Origin of the sequence: Fictibacillus iocasae (assembly GCF_042665465.1) — a bacterium.
GTDB lineage: Bacteria > Bacillota > Bacilli > Bacillales > Fictibacillaceae > Fictibacillus > Fictibacillus iocasae.
On the sequence record NZ_JBHTCP010000052.1, the window covers coordinates 35,194 to 50,994 of the forward strand.

The window sequence follows — 15,801 nt, forward strand, 5'->3', positions numbered from 1 at the left end:
TTATTCACTTTATAAGCCGATTCTACCTTGACGAAAAGCTAGTTTTCTTCATAAAAGAAGCCAGAGAATAACCGATTTAGGTTATTCTCTGGCTTCTTTTGTTCTCATTTAGCGGGCGTCAAATGATCATGTCCACCTGAAGTGGAAAATAGCAGTGAAATGTCCATCTGGCGTACCGGACCCCTACTAATACTTTTTGTCCTACTTCTTGAACACTCCAAACGGTTTGCCGATCGGAAGGACGACGCGGCCGAAGTGGGTATTCAATACAATTGCTGCTGAGCCGTAGAACGACAATAGCGAAATCATGAGCTCAGCTACAGCTGCTAGCATATGTGTTTGTTCGTGCGCAATGTCAAACGAGCTTAACGATAGCCCGATGAACAAAAAGTCGATGCAGACGAAAATGGAAAACAGAACTTTGTGTGTTTCCATCGCGCCGACTGTCATGAAGAGGCTGAAAATCAAGTAGCCGACAAAGGCTACGCCAAGCTGGTGAGAATCGACGTCTGCCGCAAGCTTTTCACCGAATGCGCCGAGCTGGATGAGCCAAGACATGCCGACACCGAACCAGAAAAGGCCGAACGCGCCGAACGCTGTTGTACCGAAAATGTTGTTATGCTTGGAATCTTGAACAGCCGCGAACAGCTGAGCGATTCCGCCTAAGAAGAAGGCCCACGGCAGGATGAAAGCGACGCCGTCAGTAAGGCCGAGTTTTTGAGATGATGCGACAAGCGTAACCATGGCGAGGCCGAAAAGACCGAGTGCAGATGGGTCAGCAGCTGTCATTTTTACTGTTGTATTATTTTGATTGTTCATGTTGTCCTCCTTTAAAAACATACTTTCCTACAGTACAGAAGAACAGCGATGATGTCAACAGAGATTTTCTTTCCAGCAGTCACAAGGAATATTTCGCAAAGATAGGTAGACAACGTTACACCTTGTCCATCTCTTCATATATTTATAATAGATAAGGAAGAAGGTGACTCGATGAACAAAGACAAAGTTCTGGTACTTGTCCACATACCCAAGACAGCAGGTTCGTCTCTAACAACGGCAATCATGCCCTATTATCAACCACATGAAGTGTTTACGGAAAATGACAACGGATCGTTTCCGAGCCCGGGAACAAAGATCATCATCGGCCATAACCGTTTTGGCCGTTATCATGGTTTAGGTCCATTACTATATATAACGATGCTACGTAATCCGATTGATCGCGTCATATCGCATTATTATTATCTGAAACACGTTGTACTTGAGGACAATTTAGCTAAACACGTGAGCTTGGAGGAGTTCTCTCGATCCATTTGGGCAGCTAACCTGCAAACACAATATCTTACAGGCGGGGTGATAGATTTTGAGCTGGCCATTCAACACTTAAAAACATTCGCATTCTTTGGAATCACGGAACTATTCACAGAATCCTTGTATTTATTGGAAGATAATTTGGGGTTTGCAAACATCCAATATTCAAGAATTAACGAAAATCCACAAAAACCAAAAAAAGAATTTATTAATCCATACACCATTGAACAGATTAGACGAAACAACCTGAGTGATATGAAGTTATATCACTGGGCAAGAAATACATTTGATAAACGGCTCAAAGAGTCCGATTGGTTTAAGAATTAATGAGGATAAGCACTATACGCATTTGCGCTATGAAAATCCTTGAGAGCTTTTGCCGAAAGCGTTAAGAACCTTTATAATAAGAATCAACATACGTTATCTACTCAGACGGACTGGCTTGCCAGTCCTCTTCATTTTTTAAAAGGAGGAATCTCCAGCCATGCTTGAACAGGCTCAAAAGCTGCTGCAGCAGTATTATGGCTATTCAGTGTTCAGGAACGGACAAGAACAGGCGATACAGTCGGTTCTTTCAGGCAATGATACGCTCACGGTCATGCCAACGGGCGGCGGGAAATCAATCTGTTATCAGATTCCTGCCCTCGTTTTCGAAGGTACGACCATCGTGATCTCGCCTCTCATTTCACTCATGAAAGACCAGGTTGACGCACTGCTTCAGGTCGGCATACCCGCGGCATACATCAACTCGTCCATCACTGGGACGGAAGCGCGCGACCGCATTCAAAAAGCGAAGCGCGGCGAGTATAAGCTGCTCTATATCGCACCGGAGCGCTTGGAATCCTATGATTTTATGGAGCATTTAAAAGGACTCGACATTCCGCTCGTGGCCGTTGATGAGGCACATTGTATCTCGCAATGGGGCCACGATTTTAGGCCAAGCTATCAGCGCATTCAGCGGCTAGTGCAAACTTTGCCGCAAAAGCCGATCGTGATTGCATTAACAGCGACGGCGACCCCACGAGTACGCTACGACATTTGTGAGTCATTAAACATAGACGAACAGAACACCGTCCTGACCGGATTTGAGCGCGAGAATCTCTCTTTCTCCGTCATCCGTGGTCAGGACAGGCTTCGTTTTCTTAAGGACTTCTTGAAAAAGAATGAAAAAGAAGCGGGCATTATCTATGCCGCAACCAGGAAAACGGTCGATCAGCTTTACGAGCATCTGCAAAAAAGCGGAATTGCTGTATCGCGCTATCACGCGGGCATGAACGATGTGGAGCGCATGCAGCAGCAGGAGGAGTTCCTGCAAGACCGTACGGCGGTGATGGTCGCGACATCCGCGTTCGGGATGGGAATCGACAAGTCCAATATTCGCTATGTCATCCATTTTCAGCTGACGAAAAATATGGAGAGCTATTATCAGGAAGCGGGCCGTGCCGGGCGCGACGGTTTGCCGAGCGAATGTATCCTGCTGTATTCCTCTCAGGACGTACAGGTGCAGCGATTCTTGATTGATCAGTCTAGTGAGCAGCACCGCATGTCGTCTGAGCTGGAGAAGCTGCAGCAGATGGTGGACTATTGCCATACCGAAAGCTGCCTGCAAAGCAAGATTGTACACTATTTCAGCGAAGAAGAGCCTCCGCCGTGCGGACGCTGCGGCAATTGTACGGATACACGCGAGACGATGGACGTGACGCGCGAGGCGCAGATTGTGCTGTCATGCATCGTGCGCATGGGTCAGAGCCGGTTCGGCAAGACGATCATCGCCCAGGTACTCACCGCATCACGCAACAAAAAAGTGATGGAGCTCGGCTTTGACCGGCTGCCGACATACGGCCTGCTGAAGGATCAAAGTGCGAAAGATGTGACCGACTTGATCGAGTTTCTCATCTCACAGGAGCTGATTGCGGTCGAGCATGGTTCGTTTCCGACACTTTATGTGAAAGAAAAAGGCCGCGATGTGCTTACTGGAAAATTGGCTGTACAGCGTAAAGAGGCTGTTCGTACGAAGCAGGTGTCTATGGATGATCCGCTGTTCGAAGTGCTTCGTCAAGTGCGAAAAGAAATCGCCGAGCAAGAAGGCGTGCCGCCGTTCGTTATTTTTGCCGATACCGCGCTTAAAGACATGTGCGCTAAACAGCCGCGTTCGAGTGAACAGTTCCTGGGCGTTACTGGAGTCGGCCAAAATAAGTTGGATAAGTACGGTGAACGCTTTATGGCAGCGATCGAGGATTATTTGATTGAGAACCCTGAATATCAAGCCGCGGTGAGTGCGGAGACACCATCTGCTCCGGTCCGTACGCCGAAAAAGCCGACCGCCAACTCTCATTTGGAAACGTACAAGCTGTATAAAGACGAGCTTGATATAGAAGAAATCGCTGCAAAACGAGAGCTCAGTGTGACGACCGTCGAGAACCATCTAATCCAATGCATGCAGGACGGGATGGATATCGATATGGAAGATGTCATTCCAGAAGAGTATATTCGCGACATCGAAAGGGCCGTGCGTGAAGCCGGCGGCGACAAGCTGAAGCCGATCAAAGAGCTTGTGCCGGATGAAGTGAGTTATTTTATGATTAAGGTGTATTTGCAATCACAGCAAAAAAGCCGCGTTTAGTAGTGTAGGATTATAGCCTTTTCGAAGCAGTTGTGGCTAGTTGCTTGAGGCAGCAGAGGGCTGGCGCGCAAGCTGTAAGAAGCGGCGCGAAAATTTAGGGTAGTATGAAAAACCCGCCAGCAAGTTGTCTATAACCGCCTGCAACAACAAACCGGCGCGACTGAAGCTCTGGCTGGCGCGCAAAACTCATGAGCCGCGCGGAAATATTAAGTGTGGCTTGCAAATTAAAAAGCTGGCGCGCAAACCATCTGGATTTGAGATGTGACTCAATATTGGTCCATCAGCAAATCAAACCGGCGCGACTCCTTAGGAAACCCGCTTGCATTTGCTTAAATTGGCGCGGAAAAGCTCGAAAAGTCTAAAAATCCGCGCGCAAAATTTAGCCCGATAAAATACAAGAAGAATAGAGTGATGTTATGAAGAAAACAGCACGTTTAAAAGTAAAGCCTTCTTATGTGAAGAGCTTAAAAGCGGGGTATCCGTTAATTTCGGAGGACGCTATCCTGAATCTGCACGAGATCAAGGATGAAGGAACGATTGTTGAGCTTTTTGATGAAAAGAACACATTTTTAGGCAAAGGCTATTATGGCAAGCAAAATAAAGGGCGCGGCTGGATCTTAACACGCGACCCGCAGGAAGTAATCAATGAATCGTTCTTTCATGAAAAACTGAAAAATGCTGCTGCTCACCGCGAAGCTCTTTTCAACGATTACGAGACAACGGCTTTTCGCGTGTTTAACGGAGAGGGAGACGGAATCGGCGGCATCACGATCGACCATTATAACCACTATTATGTGATTACGTGGTACAGCGAGGGAGCTTATGCTTTTAAAAATGACATCATTGCGGCACTGAAGAATAACGTACCGAAAGTGAAGGGCATTTATGAGAAAAAGCGCTTTGCCGGTAAAGGCACATATATCGAAGGCGATGATTTTGTGGAAGGCGAAAAGGCGCCTGAACCGCTGCTCGTCAGAGAAAACGGCATTCACTTCGCCGTTTATTTGAATGATGGGGCGATGGTCGGCGTGTTCCTGGATCAGCGCGACGTGCGCAAAAAGATCCGCGACAAATATGCGAGCGGCAAGACGGTCCTTAACACGTTCTCATACACCGGTGCATTTTCGGTCGCAGCGGCACTTGGCGGAGCGGTGAAAACGACGAGTGTGGATCTTGCCAACCGAAGCCGTGCGAAAACGCAGGAACAGTTCAGCGTGAATGGCATCGATTACAGCGAGCACGACATTATCGTGGAAGATGTGTTCAACTATTTCAAGTACGCGGTCCGCAAAGAACTGTCGTTTGATATGGTCATTCTCGATCCGCCAAGCTTCGCGCGTTCTAAGAAACACACGTTTAGCGCTGAAAAAGATTACACAGGACTGCTTGAGCAGGCGATTGCGATAACAGAGAAAAATGGTGTGATCGTCGCATCAAGCAACTGTGCCACATTCGGCATGACCAAATTCAAAGACTTTATCGACAAGGCGTTCAAAAACGCAGGCAGTCCATACAAAATCTTAGAAGAATTCAAGCTGCCGACAGACTTTAAATACCACCGAGAGTTTAAGGAAGGCAACTATCTTAAAGTTGTTTTTGTAAAAAAGGGATAAGATGAATAAGACCGATGCGGGATGCATCGGTCTTTTCTTTCCGTTTCGTATAATATCTCTACCTTAATTATATCATCGTTTTCAAAATATTTACAGACTGCTATTTTTGTCACATTCATACTATACTGTACTACACCAATCAAAAAAGGGGTGCAGTGTATGGATGACATAAAACATGTCTTAGATCAAGGTCCTTTTTTCCACGGAACGAAAGCAGAACTGAGATTAGGCGATCTATTAGAGCCAGAGCGCCAATCCAATTATCAAGACAAGAAATCGAACCATATCTACTTTACCGCCACATTAGAGGCTGCAAAATGGGGTGCGGAGTTGGCCGCAGGGAAGTCGAAGGAAAGAATTTATCTCGTTGAACCATTGGGGAATTTTGAAAATGACCCAAACTTAACGGACAAGAAGTTTCCTGGTAATCCGACGCGGTCGTACCGCTCGAAGCTGCCTTTGAAAATCATAGCGGAATTAGGCAAGTGGGAGCGCCATACAGAAGAACAGATTCAGCATATGCTCTCCTCATTGAAGAAACTGCGTGAAGAAGGAAAAGCTGTCATATACGATTAAACGAAAACTCCAATCTCTCAGCAGCACAGAGAGATTGGAGTTTTTCAACCGTTCATATCGCTTCAGCCCTCAAAATAAAACGATGCTGCTTAACATCAAAATATCCGTTTTTTTGTATGTGCTGATGAATCTTCTGCAGGTGATCATTGTATTTTTCCACGCTGAAGTTCTCAATCTGCCACGGAATGGCTTTTAAATAATAGATAATAGCGCCAATGTCGTAAAAGCGCTGCGCTGGGAACGATTCGCGGCTGTATGTAACCTTGAACCGTGAACGCTCCAGCTCTTCAACGGCAAAGTCCAAGTTCCAGTGCGCGAACTCTTGATTCGCAGGAACACCGAGTGCCTCATTAATCTCCGCACAGTCAGTTCCTCCCACTTGCTGCGTTAAAAAAACGCCGCCGTTCTTGAGAATACGCCTTACTTCATCCGGAGCATACGATTCGTGGCGGTTAATGATCACATCAAACTGATGGTCGTCAAACGGCAGCGTGCTGTCATCGTATACTTGTTTCACCGTGACGCCAAGCGGTTCAAGTCGATTAGCCGCAATCGGCACGTTTGGAGCATACGCTTCCGTTGCGAACACTGACTCAGGAAACGGCTGCAGCATCGACAAGAATTCGCCTCCGCCTGTCCCCATGTCCAGCAAGCTCTCACATTGTTGGACAAGGCTGACGGTCATGCTGCCGTATGACCATGGCAGCAGTTCAGACTGCATGCGCCCTGTTTCTGAAAGATATGAAAAGTCCCAGCCGCTGAAATGCTGATCGGCATTTTTGACATACGTATCAAAAGTCATAAAAATCCCCCTTTTCAAAACAGGTTCTGCATTTATTTAAAAAAACCTTCCTTGTGAGCTTTATAAGCATTTAGAAGGCCAATAACTATAACGGTTGTATACGGTACCGTTCCGTCTAGTGCTGTATTGATGCAATAGACGGTCAGCAGTGCGGCTGCAAATGACAAACAAAAGGCAAGCCATTTTTTCTTTAAAACAGCATAGAAAAACAACTGAAGCAGAACAAAGCCCAGCAACAGGAGACTCGCATAGCTCCATTCTTTGAAGGGGAAAAAAGGGAACATTACTAAACAGAGTATCAGCCAAGCCATTATATGCGTTTTATACGTGATTTTCATCCCAATCACCTCGCTGAATTGTACCCGCAATATTTTACAGACAAACCGCTCATTAGGTATGCTAGTACTAGAATAATGGGAAGTGTGGGGATGAAAAATGATAGAGAGCAGTGAGGGAAGAATACTCATCATGACCTCGGTGGAAGCCGAACGCGATGCGGTGCTGCGAGGCGTAGGCGACAATGAAAGAGTGGATGTTCTGCTGGCCGGAGTGGGGCCAGTGTCAGCCGCTATTCAAACAACCAAAGCATTGCAAAAAGAAACGTACAGCCTTGTCATCTGTGCCGGCATTGCCGGAGGATTTACGGAAAAAGCGGAAATCGGCACCATTGCAGTGGCGACGGAAATCGTATCGGCTGATTTAGGCGCGGAATCACCAGACGGCTTCATTCCGCTCGATGATCTCGGGTTCGGATCCTCCACACGCATCGTACCGGAAGAGCACCTCGTGTCAGCACTCAGCTCGGCTATTGAAGCCGCTGGAAATATAACGACTATCCGGGGTCCGGTACTCACACTTTCTACAGTGACTGGAACGGCTGAAACAACTGCAGCACTCACGCAGCGTGAACCGGAGGCGATAGCTGAAGCAATGGAAGGGTACGGCGTGGCGTCTGCAGCACTTGAGTTCGGTGTGCCGGTTCTTGAACTTCGCGCCATCTCCAACCCGATCGGTCCGCGCGACCGTTCCGCATGGCGCATAAAAGATGCGCTAGCAGCACTCGAATCAGCAAGTCAAGTCATAACGGAGGTTTTCTAAATGAACAAGAAGCTAAGTATTGCGTTTTCACCTTGCCCGAACGACACGTTCGTCTTTCATGCGCTCACACACGGACTTGTTCCAGGCGCGCCTGAATTTGACGTCACCTATGCTGATATTAACATCACAAACGAGCTCGCTGCTGAATCAAACGAGCTCGATATTTTGAAAATTTCATTTGCCGCACTGCCGTTTATCCGTGATGAGTACGCCCTTCTGCCATGCGGCGGGGCACTCGGACGCGGCTGCGGTCCGCTCGTGCTCGTGAACGATCCGAAGAAGGTAGAGCCTGGCGCGCTGTCTAGTGCGAAGGTTGCCGTGCCGAGCGAGCGCTCTACCGCTTATATGCTGTTCCGCTTATGGGCGGCCCAAAACGTGCCGGGCGGTGTAGGCGAGATCATAGTGATGCCGTTCAACGAAATCATGCCTGCTGTGAAAGACGGCACCATTGATGCAGGGCTCGTCATTCATGAGGCGCGCTTCACGTATCAGAATTTTGGACTGACGCTGCTCGCGGATATGGGGGAATGGTGGGAGCGCGATACGGGACTGCCAATTCCGCTTGGGGCCATTATTGCGAAAAAGAGCCTTGACCTTGATGCAATCGCCGGCTGGATTCGCCAGTCGGTTGAACAGGCGTGGGAGAACCCTGACCAGTCGCATGAATATGTCATGCAGCACGCAGACGAGCTGTCGCCAGAAGTTGCACAGTCACATATTGATTTGTACGTGAACGAGTTCACCCGTGACCTTGGAGAAAAAGGGTTTGAAGCGATTACCTCTCTGCTGAACCGGGCGGCTGAAGAAGGTATTGTGCCGAAGAGGGATTATACAGATCTTATTAATTAAACAGAAAAGAGTGCTCCCCATCTGCGGGTAGCACTCTTTTCTGCTTTATGGCTGATTCCAAAACAGCATAGATGAAGCGGGGAGAATGACGGTGAAAAACAATACGATGATGTTTCCGATGAGTCCAATTGTTCGGGTGGCTCCTTTGTTACTTAAAAATGCAGTGATCAAACCTATGACAGGCAAAATCATAACTAGCGCAATCATTACAGATCCAGGAATAGAAGCTCCTATGTTCCAGAAAAGGGAGAGTGTGTAAATGACAGCTGACATTAGAAAAATGCCTACCGATACAACACCAAATTTCTTCATGCACTCACCTCATCTAATCGTTTATTTTTAAAAATCGCATACTCACTTCTCAACATTGAATAAATCTCCAAGTCTACGATGCCTTTGCCCACCCAAAGTGTGGCTTGGCGGAGCGTGCCTTCTAACATGAAGCCGTTTTTAAGAAGTATCTGTTTGGACGCTTCATTTTCTGGCATCACTTCTGCTTGAATTCGATTGAACTCCGCTTGCTCAAACAGGAACTCGGTTACAAGCCGTACCGCTTCTGTGGCGATTCCTTTGCCCCAATGATGCTCAGCAAGGAAATAACCGATTGTCACCATCTCCACTTTTTTGCTGAAGTCAAACGCTTCAATGATGCCAGTGAGTCTGCCTTCCACATAAATACCCCATTTTAATCTCGTTTGCTTATGAAAATCACGGTCAAAGTGGCCAATCATGTTCTGAACGGTTGCTTTATTGGTCTTCGGCAGTATGCCGCAATGAGTGAAAACACGCTCGTTGCTGTATATCGCAAACACTTCGTCCAGGTCATCAACGGTAATATTCTTCAGCTCCAGCATGTCAGAACGAAGAAGAGGAAACTTGGAAAACAATGCGATAAGGTTCATTCGCTAACACCTCTCTTTAAGTGTGGTCTGCAAATAAAGACGTGATTGTGTTAAGAAAATGGAGACTGTGCAAATAAGTAATTCCAGTTATTTTCCAGAAATAAATAAATGTTTAAAGTTGCAAATAAGTCTTTAAAATTCGCAAATAAATTCCTCGGATTGCAAATAAGACCCCGAAATTTGCAAATAAACGCGCGTTAGTGTCTTCTTATCAAGGCTGATACCCCAGCATACTGAACATAATCGTAAGCCAAATATACAGAAGACCGACTGGAATGATGCTCAGTACAACCGGCAGCTTTCTTAATTTGGTCTTACATTGCTTCAGCCACAAATAATACGAGTAGATGAGCAGCACGAGGAATGGAAGGGCGAAAAAACCGAAATACATATCTACATAATCCGAATTTTTGTCCCAAAATACTTCAATGGGGCCATTATGATGGTACTTTCTTTCGATCTCGTTTGACCCAGTTGTAAAGAAATACGTCAGCACAGCGTAATAAGCAGCCGCACTGGCTTTAACATACCATTTTATCTGCGTATTAAATAGAATAATAGAGCATAACAGTGCAAGGATGAGAACGATCATTGTCCAAACCTCCGTTCAGCTAAATATTACCATTTATCTATATACAGCGGTCAAAAAATCTTGCATAAATTTTCCCAATCATGATACATTAAATGCAGGTACCTTTTTATTCTAGGTAGGTGAAGTTAACGTTGTTTAATCGTGAATTGTTGAAAGGAAGCACGTCGCTTGTCGTGCTGCAGCTGTTAGCGGAGCGGGATATGTACGGCTATGAGCTGGTGAAGGAGCTGGAAAAGCGAAGCGATCAGCATCTTCAAGTGAAAGAGGGCACGCTTTATCCGGCGCTTCATAAGCTTGAGAAGCAGGAGTATATTGATTGCTATTGGCAGGAGCAGACGAAGGGCCCGGCGCGTAAGTATTACCGCATCACAGCGGAAGGCATTGAGATGCTGAAGGAAAAGACAGAAGAGTGGCAGCAGTTCGTGCAGGTCATCAACAAAGTGATGGGGAGTCCGGAGCATGATCCATCTTGAAGTAACATCTTCCTATTTGAAGAAGCTCAGCAAAGAGTTGAAGAAACATCCGAAAAAACGCGATATTCTTCGCGATTATGAGCTGCATTTAAGTGAGCTCGTCGAGGAACAGAGAGAGAAAATCAGCACGTTCGACGAGTGGGAGCAGATGATGCATGAGCGGATCGGTCATCCGAAAGAGGTAGCGCTCGCCTGGCAGGAGGAATTATCGGTTACGCCGAACAAAACGTTCTACCTGTTTTTGCTGCTGAACGCCGCGTTCTTTGCGGCAGGCGCACTACTGACCGCTGTTCACTTTCAAAGCGAGACAGCATGGGTACGGCATGTGTGGGCTGCGCTCACGTCCATTCCGATCATCATCATGCTAGTTTACCTCGGCTTTTGGGCGCTGCTCGGATACGAAATCGGAAAAAGCTTTGGTGCTCGTGGCAGGGTGCTTATGAAAAAGACGTTCGCGTTCTCCATCATTCCGAACTTTGGCCTTATGCTGCTCGTGCTCTTTAATATTGTGCCGCACGAATGGTTCGCGCCGCTGCTTTCGGAAACGTTTATCGCGCTCTGCGTCGGTGCGTCATTCCTGCTGTATCCCGTCTGCTATGCAGGCTACAAGTGGGGAAAGAAGCAGTCTGTCTAATTTTTTTTGCCTTACTATATAGAATTACTAAGTATATAGAATAACGATATAAAGGGAGATGGTAAAATGAACATGGAATGGAAACGTAATGATGTCATTTTCTTAATCTTATGCACGCTTCTAGGTATATTAGCAGAGCAGTCGTTTTTTCACGGAACGATTGGGATCTCGTATTTAGTGTTTATCGCCGCACTATACTGGGTGTTTTTCTATCGTTTTAAGCACTTTCCCTTTACCAACAGGCGTATTGGCTTCTTCGTTTTGTTCTCGATCTGGATGCTGTCGGCGAACTTTTTTCTTTACGACAATATGCTGTTCTATGTGTTAAATCAGCTGGTGATCCCCGCATTGGTCGTCTTGCACTTGAGCCTCATCACCGGACACAAAGCCGTGAAATGGAACCGGATTGCCTTTATCTTTTACACATTGCACCGTCTCTTCAGCACCATTCCCTATGTGAAGACGATCCTTCAGTTGTTGCAAAATGAACGTAAGCCGCTCACAGCGAACCGCTCCATGCAGACGGCGGCAAAAGTGGCCATTGGCCTGCTGTTGTCCATTCCGCTGCTTTTTATTGTCATCATGCTGCTGTCTTCTGCAGACGAACAATTTAGCCGAATCGTTGGAAATCTGCCGCATCTGTTATCAGATGTCAGTGTGGGAGAGTATATATTCCGCCTACTCGTGGTCGTGTTTTTTTCCGCAATTTTGTTCGGATATATGCAAGTGCTGTACGCAAGAAAAGAAATCGATGCACCAATCATCCACATCAGTCGATTTTTAGACCCAGTCATCATCTGCACCATACTATTCATGGTTAACGCTGTATATGTGCTGTTTGCCTATTTGCAGTTTCACTATTTGTTCAGCGGTACGCTGCAGGGCGGCTTCACGTTCGCCGAATATGCGCGCAGAGGATTTTTTGAGCTGATCGCCGTGAGCTTGATTAACCTTTCCCTGCTGAATGGCGTGATCACTTTTACAGATACAATAAACAACGCCTTCAAAAGAGGAGTACAGATACTGCTGACCGTGCTGATTACCGCGAGCGGCGTGATGCTCACGTCTGCGTTTACTCGGCTGTCGTTGTACGAAAGTGTCTATGGTTTCACGATGGACCGTGTGCTGCCGCATTCCTTTATGCTGCTGCTCGCCGTTATCTTTATTTTCACCCTGATAAAAGTGTGGATCGAAAGGCTGTCGCTCGTCCGCTTTTATTTCATATCGTGTCTCGCGTATTACACGGCATTGAACAGTGTGAACGTGGAGCAGTTTGTTGTCGATCAGAACATGAAGCGTTATGAAGAGACTGGCAAGATTGACATTCAGCATATCGGCGCGCTTTCGTATACAGGAACGAACGCCCTCATCACGCTCTATGAAAAAGATCCGAAAAATAATCAGATCAAACAGCTGCTGATGGAGAAAAAGGCAATGGTTGCGGGTGAGCAGGAAACGTGGCAGTCCTACAACCTGCTGAAGAAAACGGTAAGAGAGCGGCTGGAAAAGCTGGAGTTAAAATAATGTCCGGCTGAATCTTTTTTCACCTATGGTCCGTATGTAGAAAGTGGTCATCGGTTGTGTAAAAAAATGGTTCTATGCTTTTCGATTTACTATATAATAAATAGCTGAGGGGTGAAAACATGAATAAGACGAAAAAGCTTATTGCTGGGCTGTCCTCGATCTCGCTTGCGGCGGGTCTTGCCGGTTGCTCGGATGAAGAACTTCCGCCTGAGCCGACAGACAGCGAATGCAGCGACTGGGACTGGGATGACAGTGAAGGTGTTTACGAGTGCGACGATACGAACTCACGGTATTTTGGCTGGTTCTTTTATGGCGGACAATATTATCAAGATACAAACAGCCTTCACAAAAGCTCGAAGTACAAGAAATACAAAAGCAGTTCCAGCTTCCTGGGCGGAAAAGGCCTTGGCAGCAGCAGCGGCAGTTTTGGCGGATAATCTTTTAAAAAGGGTGGTATAAAAAATGGAACTCATTCTTAATTTCTTATTATATGCTGCAACAGGTCTCGGACTCTTGATGGTCGGATTCGTCATGTTTGAAATGACGACCAAAGTAAAAGAGCTGAAGCTGATCAGCCAAGGCAACACAGCCGCAGCACTTTCCATCGGCGGCCGCTTGTTCGGTCTTGCTTTCGTAATCGGATCATCGATCGCAAACTCGGTGAACATCGTCGACATGCTCATCTGGGGCGCAATCGGCATCGTGGCACAGGTTATCGCATTCTACATTGCCGAAGTGCTCATCCTCCGCATTAAGATCTCTCGCGCGGTCGAAGAAAACAACACGGCAGTCGGCGTCATCCTGCTTCTTCTCAGCCTTTCAGTCGGCTGGGTCATCGCGCAGTGCTTGACGTACTAAACAGCCAAACGAACTCATAGACGAAATGTCTGTGAGTTTTATTTGTTAAAAAAAGGAAATTTAAAAAGAATACGGAAATTAAATAAAAAGAGAAGGGGGACAAGAAAAATGAAGAGACTTTTCAAAATCGGTTTGCTGGCTTTCGCTTTAATGAGTACCGCAGCTTGCTCAGAGGAAGTGGGAAAAGGAAGCGAAAAGGCTGTTGAAACGAAGGCGATTAAAGACGGTCATGTAGTGGCTGTGCATCTAGGTAATACGTTTGAAGAAGTGGCGAAAGGAAGAGTCCAGTTGCATAATCTGGACAAACTTGTCCAGCTGGAAAAGAAGGTGGAAGCCAAAGAACAGACGGAACCTGTAACCATCACCATTTTAAACAATAAAAAAGAGGAGTTAGCTAAAAACACCTTGAATTATGATGGTAAAGTGATTACATTCAACAATAACTATGATGGATACAGAGGTTCTGCTAAAGGTACGTTTACGTGTGAGTATATGATGATCAGAGGTGGCGCGGTGTATTTAGAAAGCTGCAAAGACCAGGAGGAAAAGGAAGTTACGACGGTGCTCGCGTTCATGGGCACACAGAAAGCATTTAGGGAAGCTGAAGCAGCAAATTAAGGAGTGAGTGACGGTGGCGGATGATCTTGTCTTCTTAACACTGCTTGTCCTCGTTGTCATCTACCATATCGTGAAAAACAGAGACCTTTTGAAACAACTGACGGTAGCTCAGCTGTTAGGCACATGTGCTTGTTATCTTAGTGCGTTCCTGCTGGGAGTTTTTTGCCTCTATGACGCCGGGAATTGGATTTCAAGGTTTATTTCTCATGAACTTCTAAAGGCAATCGTTCAATTTGTTGCAATAGGTTTTACTTTGATTTTCTACGGATATATTTTGCCTTATCTATTAAAAAAAGTGACTAACGGAGTTCTTCCGAAAAGTTAGGAGTTTCATAATGGCATATGAATTAAAAACAAAACAAACCGATGCAAGCGTCATTGAGTTCATTGAACAGGTGGACAGCGAAAAGAAACGTGAGGACGCCTACAAGCTGCTCGATATTTTTACCGAGACCACTGGATTTGAGGCGAAAATGTGGGGACCAAGCATTATTGGCTTCGGGTCGTATCATTACAAGTACGATTCAGGCCACGAGGGCGATGCGCCGCTCGTCGGCTTCTCTCCGCGCAAAGCGAAGATTAGCTTATATTTTGCGCCGGGTGAAACGAAGCGTGAGGATCTGCTGAAAAGCTTCGGCAAGCATACGACAGGAAAAGCGTGTGTGTATATCAACAAAGTGGCGGATATTGATGCAGATGTTTTGAAAACACTCATTAATGAATCTATTGCCTTCTTGCGCGCGACGTATCCGGAATAAAAGCTGCGTATGGGGAACGAGCTCCCTTACACAGCTTTTCTCATGTGTTAGTTGTTAAAAAAACGGATGTACTGTCGCCAATGCCCGATGTCCTGTTCGTAATGCTTCGCCATGATCCTCGTAATCTGTGAAATGTGCGTCAAATCGTGAACGACCCATGTGGAAAGCAGCTCTCTAAGTTTCACTTCACCAAATTCAGGGTGAATACCGGTCCGTTCAAAATGATCCTCGGAATCTACCAGACTTTGAAGCTTTTCAAGGTTGGCGGCGCGCAGGTTTTTGAATTCCAAGACCCTGATATGAAAAGGTTCATCTGTTTTGTTCGTGATATGAGCAAATCGGTCGAATGGCGGAAAGCGGTGCGGTCCGCCTTCCTGCAAGATAGCTTCTATTCTAGGAATAAAGTTCGTTTTCTCGCATTCAATTAAATGGTCGATTACCTCAGCCGCGTTCCACGTTCCCTCGCCTTCGTCCGCCTGCAGCCAGCTGTCTGACAAACCGGAAAGGAAATAATCAAGCGTTTGCGGTGTGCGTTTTAAAACTTCTATGGCTTCTTTCAGATTAAAGTTCATA

General features: G+C 46.3%; 21 protein-coding genes. 14 read left to right on the forward strand and 7 right to left on the reverse strand.

What is annotated here, in order from left to right:
- Nucleotides 1–201: 201 nt before the first annotated feature.
- Nucleotides 202–819: an acetate uptake transporter gene (locus ACFQPF_RS17465; RefSeq protein ID WP_379751364.1), complete on the reverse strand. Its 618-nt coding sequence runs from the start codon at nt 817–819 to the stop codon at nt 202–204.
- Nucleotides 820–990: 171 nt separating this feature from the next.
- On the opposite strand from ACFQPF_RS17465, the gene ACFQPF_RS17470 reads away from it, so the two are divergent.
- From ACFQPF_RS17470 to arr, 4 genes are all read left to right on the forward strand, one after another.
- Nucleotides 991–1,635: a sulfotransferase family 2 domain-containing protein gene (locus ACFQPF_RS17470; protein ID WP_379751366.1), complete on the forward strand. Its 645-nt coding sequence runs from the start codon at nt 991–993 to the stop codon at nt 1,633–1,635.
- Between the two features lie 157 nt (nt 1,636–1,792).
- Nucleotides 1,793–3,931: a DNA helicase RecQ gene (gene recQ, locus ACFQPF_RS17475; protein ID WP_379751368.1), complete on the forward strand. Its 2,139-nt coding sequence runs from the start codon at nt 1,793–1,795 to the stop codon at nt 3,929–3,931.
- A gap of 416 nt (nt 3,932–4,347) precedes the next feature.
- Nucleotides 4,348–5,544, forward strand: a complete 1,197-nt coding sequence (locus ACFQPF_RS17480) for a class I SAM-dependent rRNA methyltransferase (protein WP_379751370.1) — start codon at nt 4,348–4,350, stop codon at nt 5,542–5,544.
- Nucleotides 5,545–5,703: 159 nt separating this feature from the next.
- Complete coding sequence (arr, locus tag ACFQPF_RS17485) at nt 5,704–6,120, forward strand: NAD(+)--rifampin ADP-ribosyltransferase (protein WP_379751372.1); 417 nt, start codon at nt 5,704–5,706, stop codon at nt 6,118–6,120.
- 52 nt (nt 6,121–6,172) lie between these two features.
- Here the strand turns inward: arr and ACFQPF_RS17490 are convergent, their stop codons facing one another.
- Together ACFQPF_RS17490 and ACFQPF_RS17495 are read right to left on the reverse strand one after the other, a co-directional pair.
- The gene (locus ACFQPF_RS17490; protein ID WP_379751374.1) at nt 6,173–6,922 is read right to left on the reverse strand and encodes a class I SAM-dependent methyltransferase; all 750 of its coding nucleotides are present in this window, start codon (nt 6,920–6,922) and stop codon (nt 6,173–6,175) included.
- A gap of 32 nt (nt 6,923–6,954) precedes the next feature.
- Nucleotides 6,955–7,260 carry a hypothetical protein gene (locus tag ACFQPF_RS17495; RefSeq protein ID WP_379751376.1) on the reverse strand — a complete coding sequence of 102 codons (306 nt, stop codon included), beginning with the start codon at nt 7,258–7,260 and terminating at the stop codon, nt 6,955–6,957.
- 97 nt (nt 7,261–7,357) lie between these two features.
- Here ACFQPF_RS17495 and ACFQPF_RS17500 point away from each other — a divergent pair, with 97 nt between their 5' ends.
- Nucleotides 7,358–8,020 (forward strand): futalosine hydrolase, encoded by a 663-nt coding sequence (locus ACFQPF_RS17500; protein ID WP_379751378.1) that lies wholly within the window; start codon nt 7,358–7,360, stop codon nt 8,018–8,020.
- A complete protein-coding gene (locus ACFQPF_RS17505; RefSeq protein ID WP_379751380.1) occupies nt 8,021–8,869 on the forward strand; it encodes a 1,4-dihydroxy-6-naphtoate synthase in 849 nt (282 codons plus the stop codon).
- 45 nt (nt 8,870–8,914) lie between these two features.
- On the opposite strand, the gene ACFQPF_RS17510 is transcribed toward ACFQPF_RS17505, so the two are convergent.
- The 3 genes from ACFQPF_RS17510 to ACFQPF_RS17520 form a co-directional block, all read right to left on the reverse strand.
- The gene (locus tag ACFQPF_RS17510) at nt 8,915–9,181 is read right to left on the reverse strand and encodes a hypothetical protein (RefSeq protein ID WP_379751382.1); all 267 of its coding nucleotides are present in this window, start codon (nt 9,179–9,181) and stop codon (nt 8,915–8,917) included.
- On the reverse strand, nt 9,178–9,771 hold the full coding sequence (locus ACFQPF_RS17515; RefSeq protein ID WP_379751384.1) for a GNAT family N-acetyltransferase: 594 nt from the start codon (nt 9,769–9,771) through the stop codon (nt 9,178–9,180). The genes ACFQPF_RS17510 and ACFQPF_RS17515 overlap by 4 nt, the downstream gene beginning before the upstream one ends.
- 211 nt (nt 9,772–9,982) lie before the next feature.
- The gene (locus ACFQPF_RS17520) at nt 9,983–10,363 is read right to left on the reverse strand and encodes a hypothetical protein (protein ID WP_379751386.1); all 381 of its coding nucleotides are present in this window, start codon (nt 10,361–10,363) and stop codon (nt 9,983–9,985) included.
- 131 nt (nt 10,364–10,494) lie between these two features.
- Here ACFQPF_RS17520 and ACFQPF_RS17525 point away from each other — a divergent pair, with 131 nt between their 5' ends.
- The 8 genes from ACFQPF_RS17525 to ACFQPF_RS17560 all read left to right on the forward strand — a co-directional run bounded on the left by ACFQPF_RS17525 (nt 10,495) and on the right by ACFQPF_RS17560 (nt 15,228).
- A complete protein-coding gene (locus ACFQPF_RS17525; protein WP_379751388.1) occupies nt 10,495–10,836 on the forward strand; it encodes a PadR family transcriptional regulator in 342 nt (113 codons plus the stop codon).
- Nucleotides 10,823–11,470: an HAAS signaling domain-containing protein gene (locus ACFQPF_RS17530; RefSeq protein WP_379751390.1), complete on the forward strand. Its 648-nt coding sequence runs from the start codon at nt 10,823–10,825 to the stop codon at nt 11,468–11,470. Before ACFQPF_RS17525 ends, ACFQPF_RS17530 begins: the two co-directional genes overlap by 14 nt.
- 66 nt (nt 11,471–11,536) lie before the next feature.
- Complete coding sequence (locus ACFQPF_RS17535; protein WP_379751392.1) at nt 11,537–12,994, forward strand: DUF4153 domain-containing protein; 1,458 nt, start codon at nt 11,537–11,539, stop codon at nt 12,992–12,994.
- A gap of 119 nt (nt 12,995–13,113) precedes the next feature.
- Nucleotides 13,114–13,431 (forward strand): aminotransferase yhxA, encoded by a 318-nt coding sequence (locus ACFQPF_RS17540; protein ID WP_379751394.1) that lies wholly within the window; start codon nt 13,114–13,116, stop codon nt 13,429–13,431.
- 34 nt (nt 13,432–13,465) lie between these two features.
- Complete coding sequence (locus tag ACFQPF_RS17545; RefSeq protein WP_379751761.1) at nt 13,466–13,852, forward strand: DUF350 domain-containing protein; 387 nt, start codon at nt 13,466–13,468, stop codon at nt 13,850–13,852.
- A gap of 108 nt (nt 13,853–13,960) precedes the next feature.
- Nucleotides 13,961–14,470, forward strand: a complete 510-nt coding sequence (locus tag ACFQPF_RS17550) for a hypothetical protein (RefSeq protein WP_379751396.1) — start codon at nt 13,961–13,963, stop codon at nt 14,468–14,470.
- A gap of 13 nt (nt 14,471–14,483) precedes the next feature.
- Nucleotides 14,484–14,795 carry a hypothetical protein gene (locus ACFQPF_RS17555; RefSeq protein WP_379751398.1) on the forward strand — a complete coding sequence of 104 codons (312 nt, stop codon included), beginning with the start codon at nt 14,484–14,486 and terminating at the stop codon, nt 14,793–14,795.
- A 10-nt stretch (nt 14,796–14,805) separates the two neighbouring features.
- On the forward strand, nt 14,806–15,228 hold the full coding sequence (locus ACFQPF_RS17560; RefSeq protein WP_379751400.1) for a DUF1801 domain-containing protein: 423 nt from the start codon (nt 14,806–14,808) through the stop codon (nt 15,226–15,228).
- A 47-nt stretch (nt 15,229–15,275) separates the two neighbouring features.
- Here the strand turns inward: ACFQPF_RS17560 and ACFQPF_RS17565 are convergent, their stop codons facing one another.
- Nucleotides 15,276–15,800, reverse strand: a complete 525-nt coding sequence (locus tag ACFQPF_RS17565; RefSeq protein WP_379751402.1) for a DinB family protein — start codon at nt 15,798–15,800, stop codon at nt 15,276–15,278.
- Between the last annotated feature and the right edge of the window lies 1 nt (nt 15,801).

Bases quoted from the DNA above. Each gene is read 5' to 3' on its own strand.
- ACFQPF_RS17465 (WP_379751364.1), bottom strand. From the start codon at position 819: ATGAACAATCAAAATAATACAACAGTAAAAATGACAGCTGCTGACCCA.
- ACFQPF_RS17470 (WP_379751366.1), top strand. From the start codon at position 991: ATGAACAAAGACAAAGTTCTGGTACTTGTCCACATACCCAAGACAGCA.
- recQ (WP_379751368.1), top strand. From the start codon at position 1,793: ATGCTTGAACAGGCTCAAAAGCTGCTGCAGCAGTATTATGGCTATTCA.
- ACFQPF_RS17480 (WP_379751370.1), top strand. From the start codon at position 4,348: ATGAAGAAAACAGCACGTTTAAAAGTAAAGCCTTCTTATGTGAAGAGC.
- arr (WP_379751372.1), top strand. From the start codon at position 5,704: ATGGATGACATAAAACATGTCTTAGATCAAGGTCCTTTTTTCCACGGA.
- ACFQPF_RS17490 (WP_379751374.1), bottom strand. From the start codon at position 6,922: ATGACTTTTGATACGTATGTCAAAAATGCCGATCAGCATTTCAGCGGC.
- ACFQPF_RS17495 (WP_379751376.1), bottom strand. From the start codon at position 7,260: ATGAAAATCACGTATAAAACGCATATAATGGCTTGGCTGATACTCTGT.
- ACFQPF_RS17500 (WP_379751378.1), top strand. From the start codon at position 7,358: ATGATAGAGAGCAGTGAGGGAAGAATACTCATCATGACCTCGGTGGAA.
- ACFQPF_RS17505 (WP_379751380.1), top strand. From the start codon at position 8,021: ATGAACAAGAAGCTAAGTATTGCGTTTTCACCTTGCCCGAACGACACG.
- ACFQPF_RS17510 (WP_379751382.1), bottom strand. From the start codon at position 9,181: ATGAAGAAATTTGGTGTTGTATCGGTAGGCATTTTTCTAATGTCAGCT.
- ACFQPF_RS17515 (WP_379751384.1), bottom strand. From the start codon at position 9,771: ATGAACCTTATCGCATTGTTTTCCAAGTTTCCTCTTCTTCGTTCTGAC.
- ACFQPF_RS17520 (WP_379751386.1), bottom strand. From the start codon at position 10,363: ATGATCGTTCTCATCCTTGCACTGTTATGCTCTATTATTCTATTTAAT.
- ACFQPF_RS17530 (WP_379751390.1), top strand. From the start codon at position 10,823: ATGATCCATCTTGAAGTAACATCTTCCTATTTGAAGAAGCTCAGCAAA.
- ACFQPF_RS17535 (WP_379751392.1), top strand. From the start codon at position 11,537: ATGAACATGGAATGGAAACGTAATGATGTCATTTTCTTAATCTTATGC.
- ACFQPF_RS17540 (WP_379751394.1), top strand. From the start codon at position 13,114: ATGAATAAGACGAAAAAGCTTATTGCTGGGCTGTCCTCGATCTCGCTT.
- ACFQPF_RS17550 (WP_379751396.1), top strand. From the start codon at position 13,961: ATGAAGAGACTTTTCAAAATCGGTTTGCTGGCTTTCGCTTTAATGAGT.
- ACFQPF_RS17560 (WP_379751400.1), top strand. From the start codon at position 14,806: ATGGCATATGAATTAAAAACAAAACAAACCGATGCAAGCGTCATTGAG.
- ACFQPF_RS17565 (WP_379751402.1), bottom strand. From the start codon at position 15,800: ATGAACTTTAATCTGAAAGAAGCCATAGAAGTTTTAAAACGCACACCG.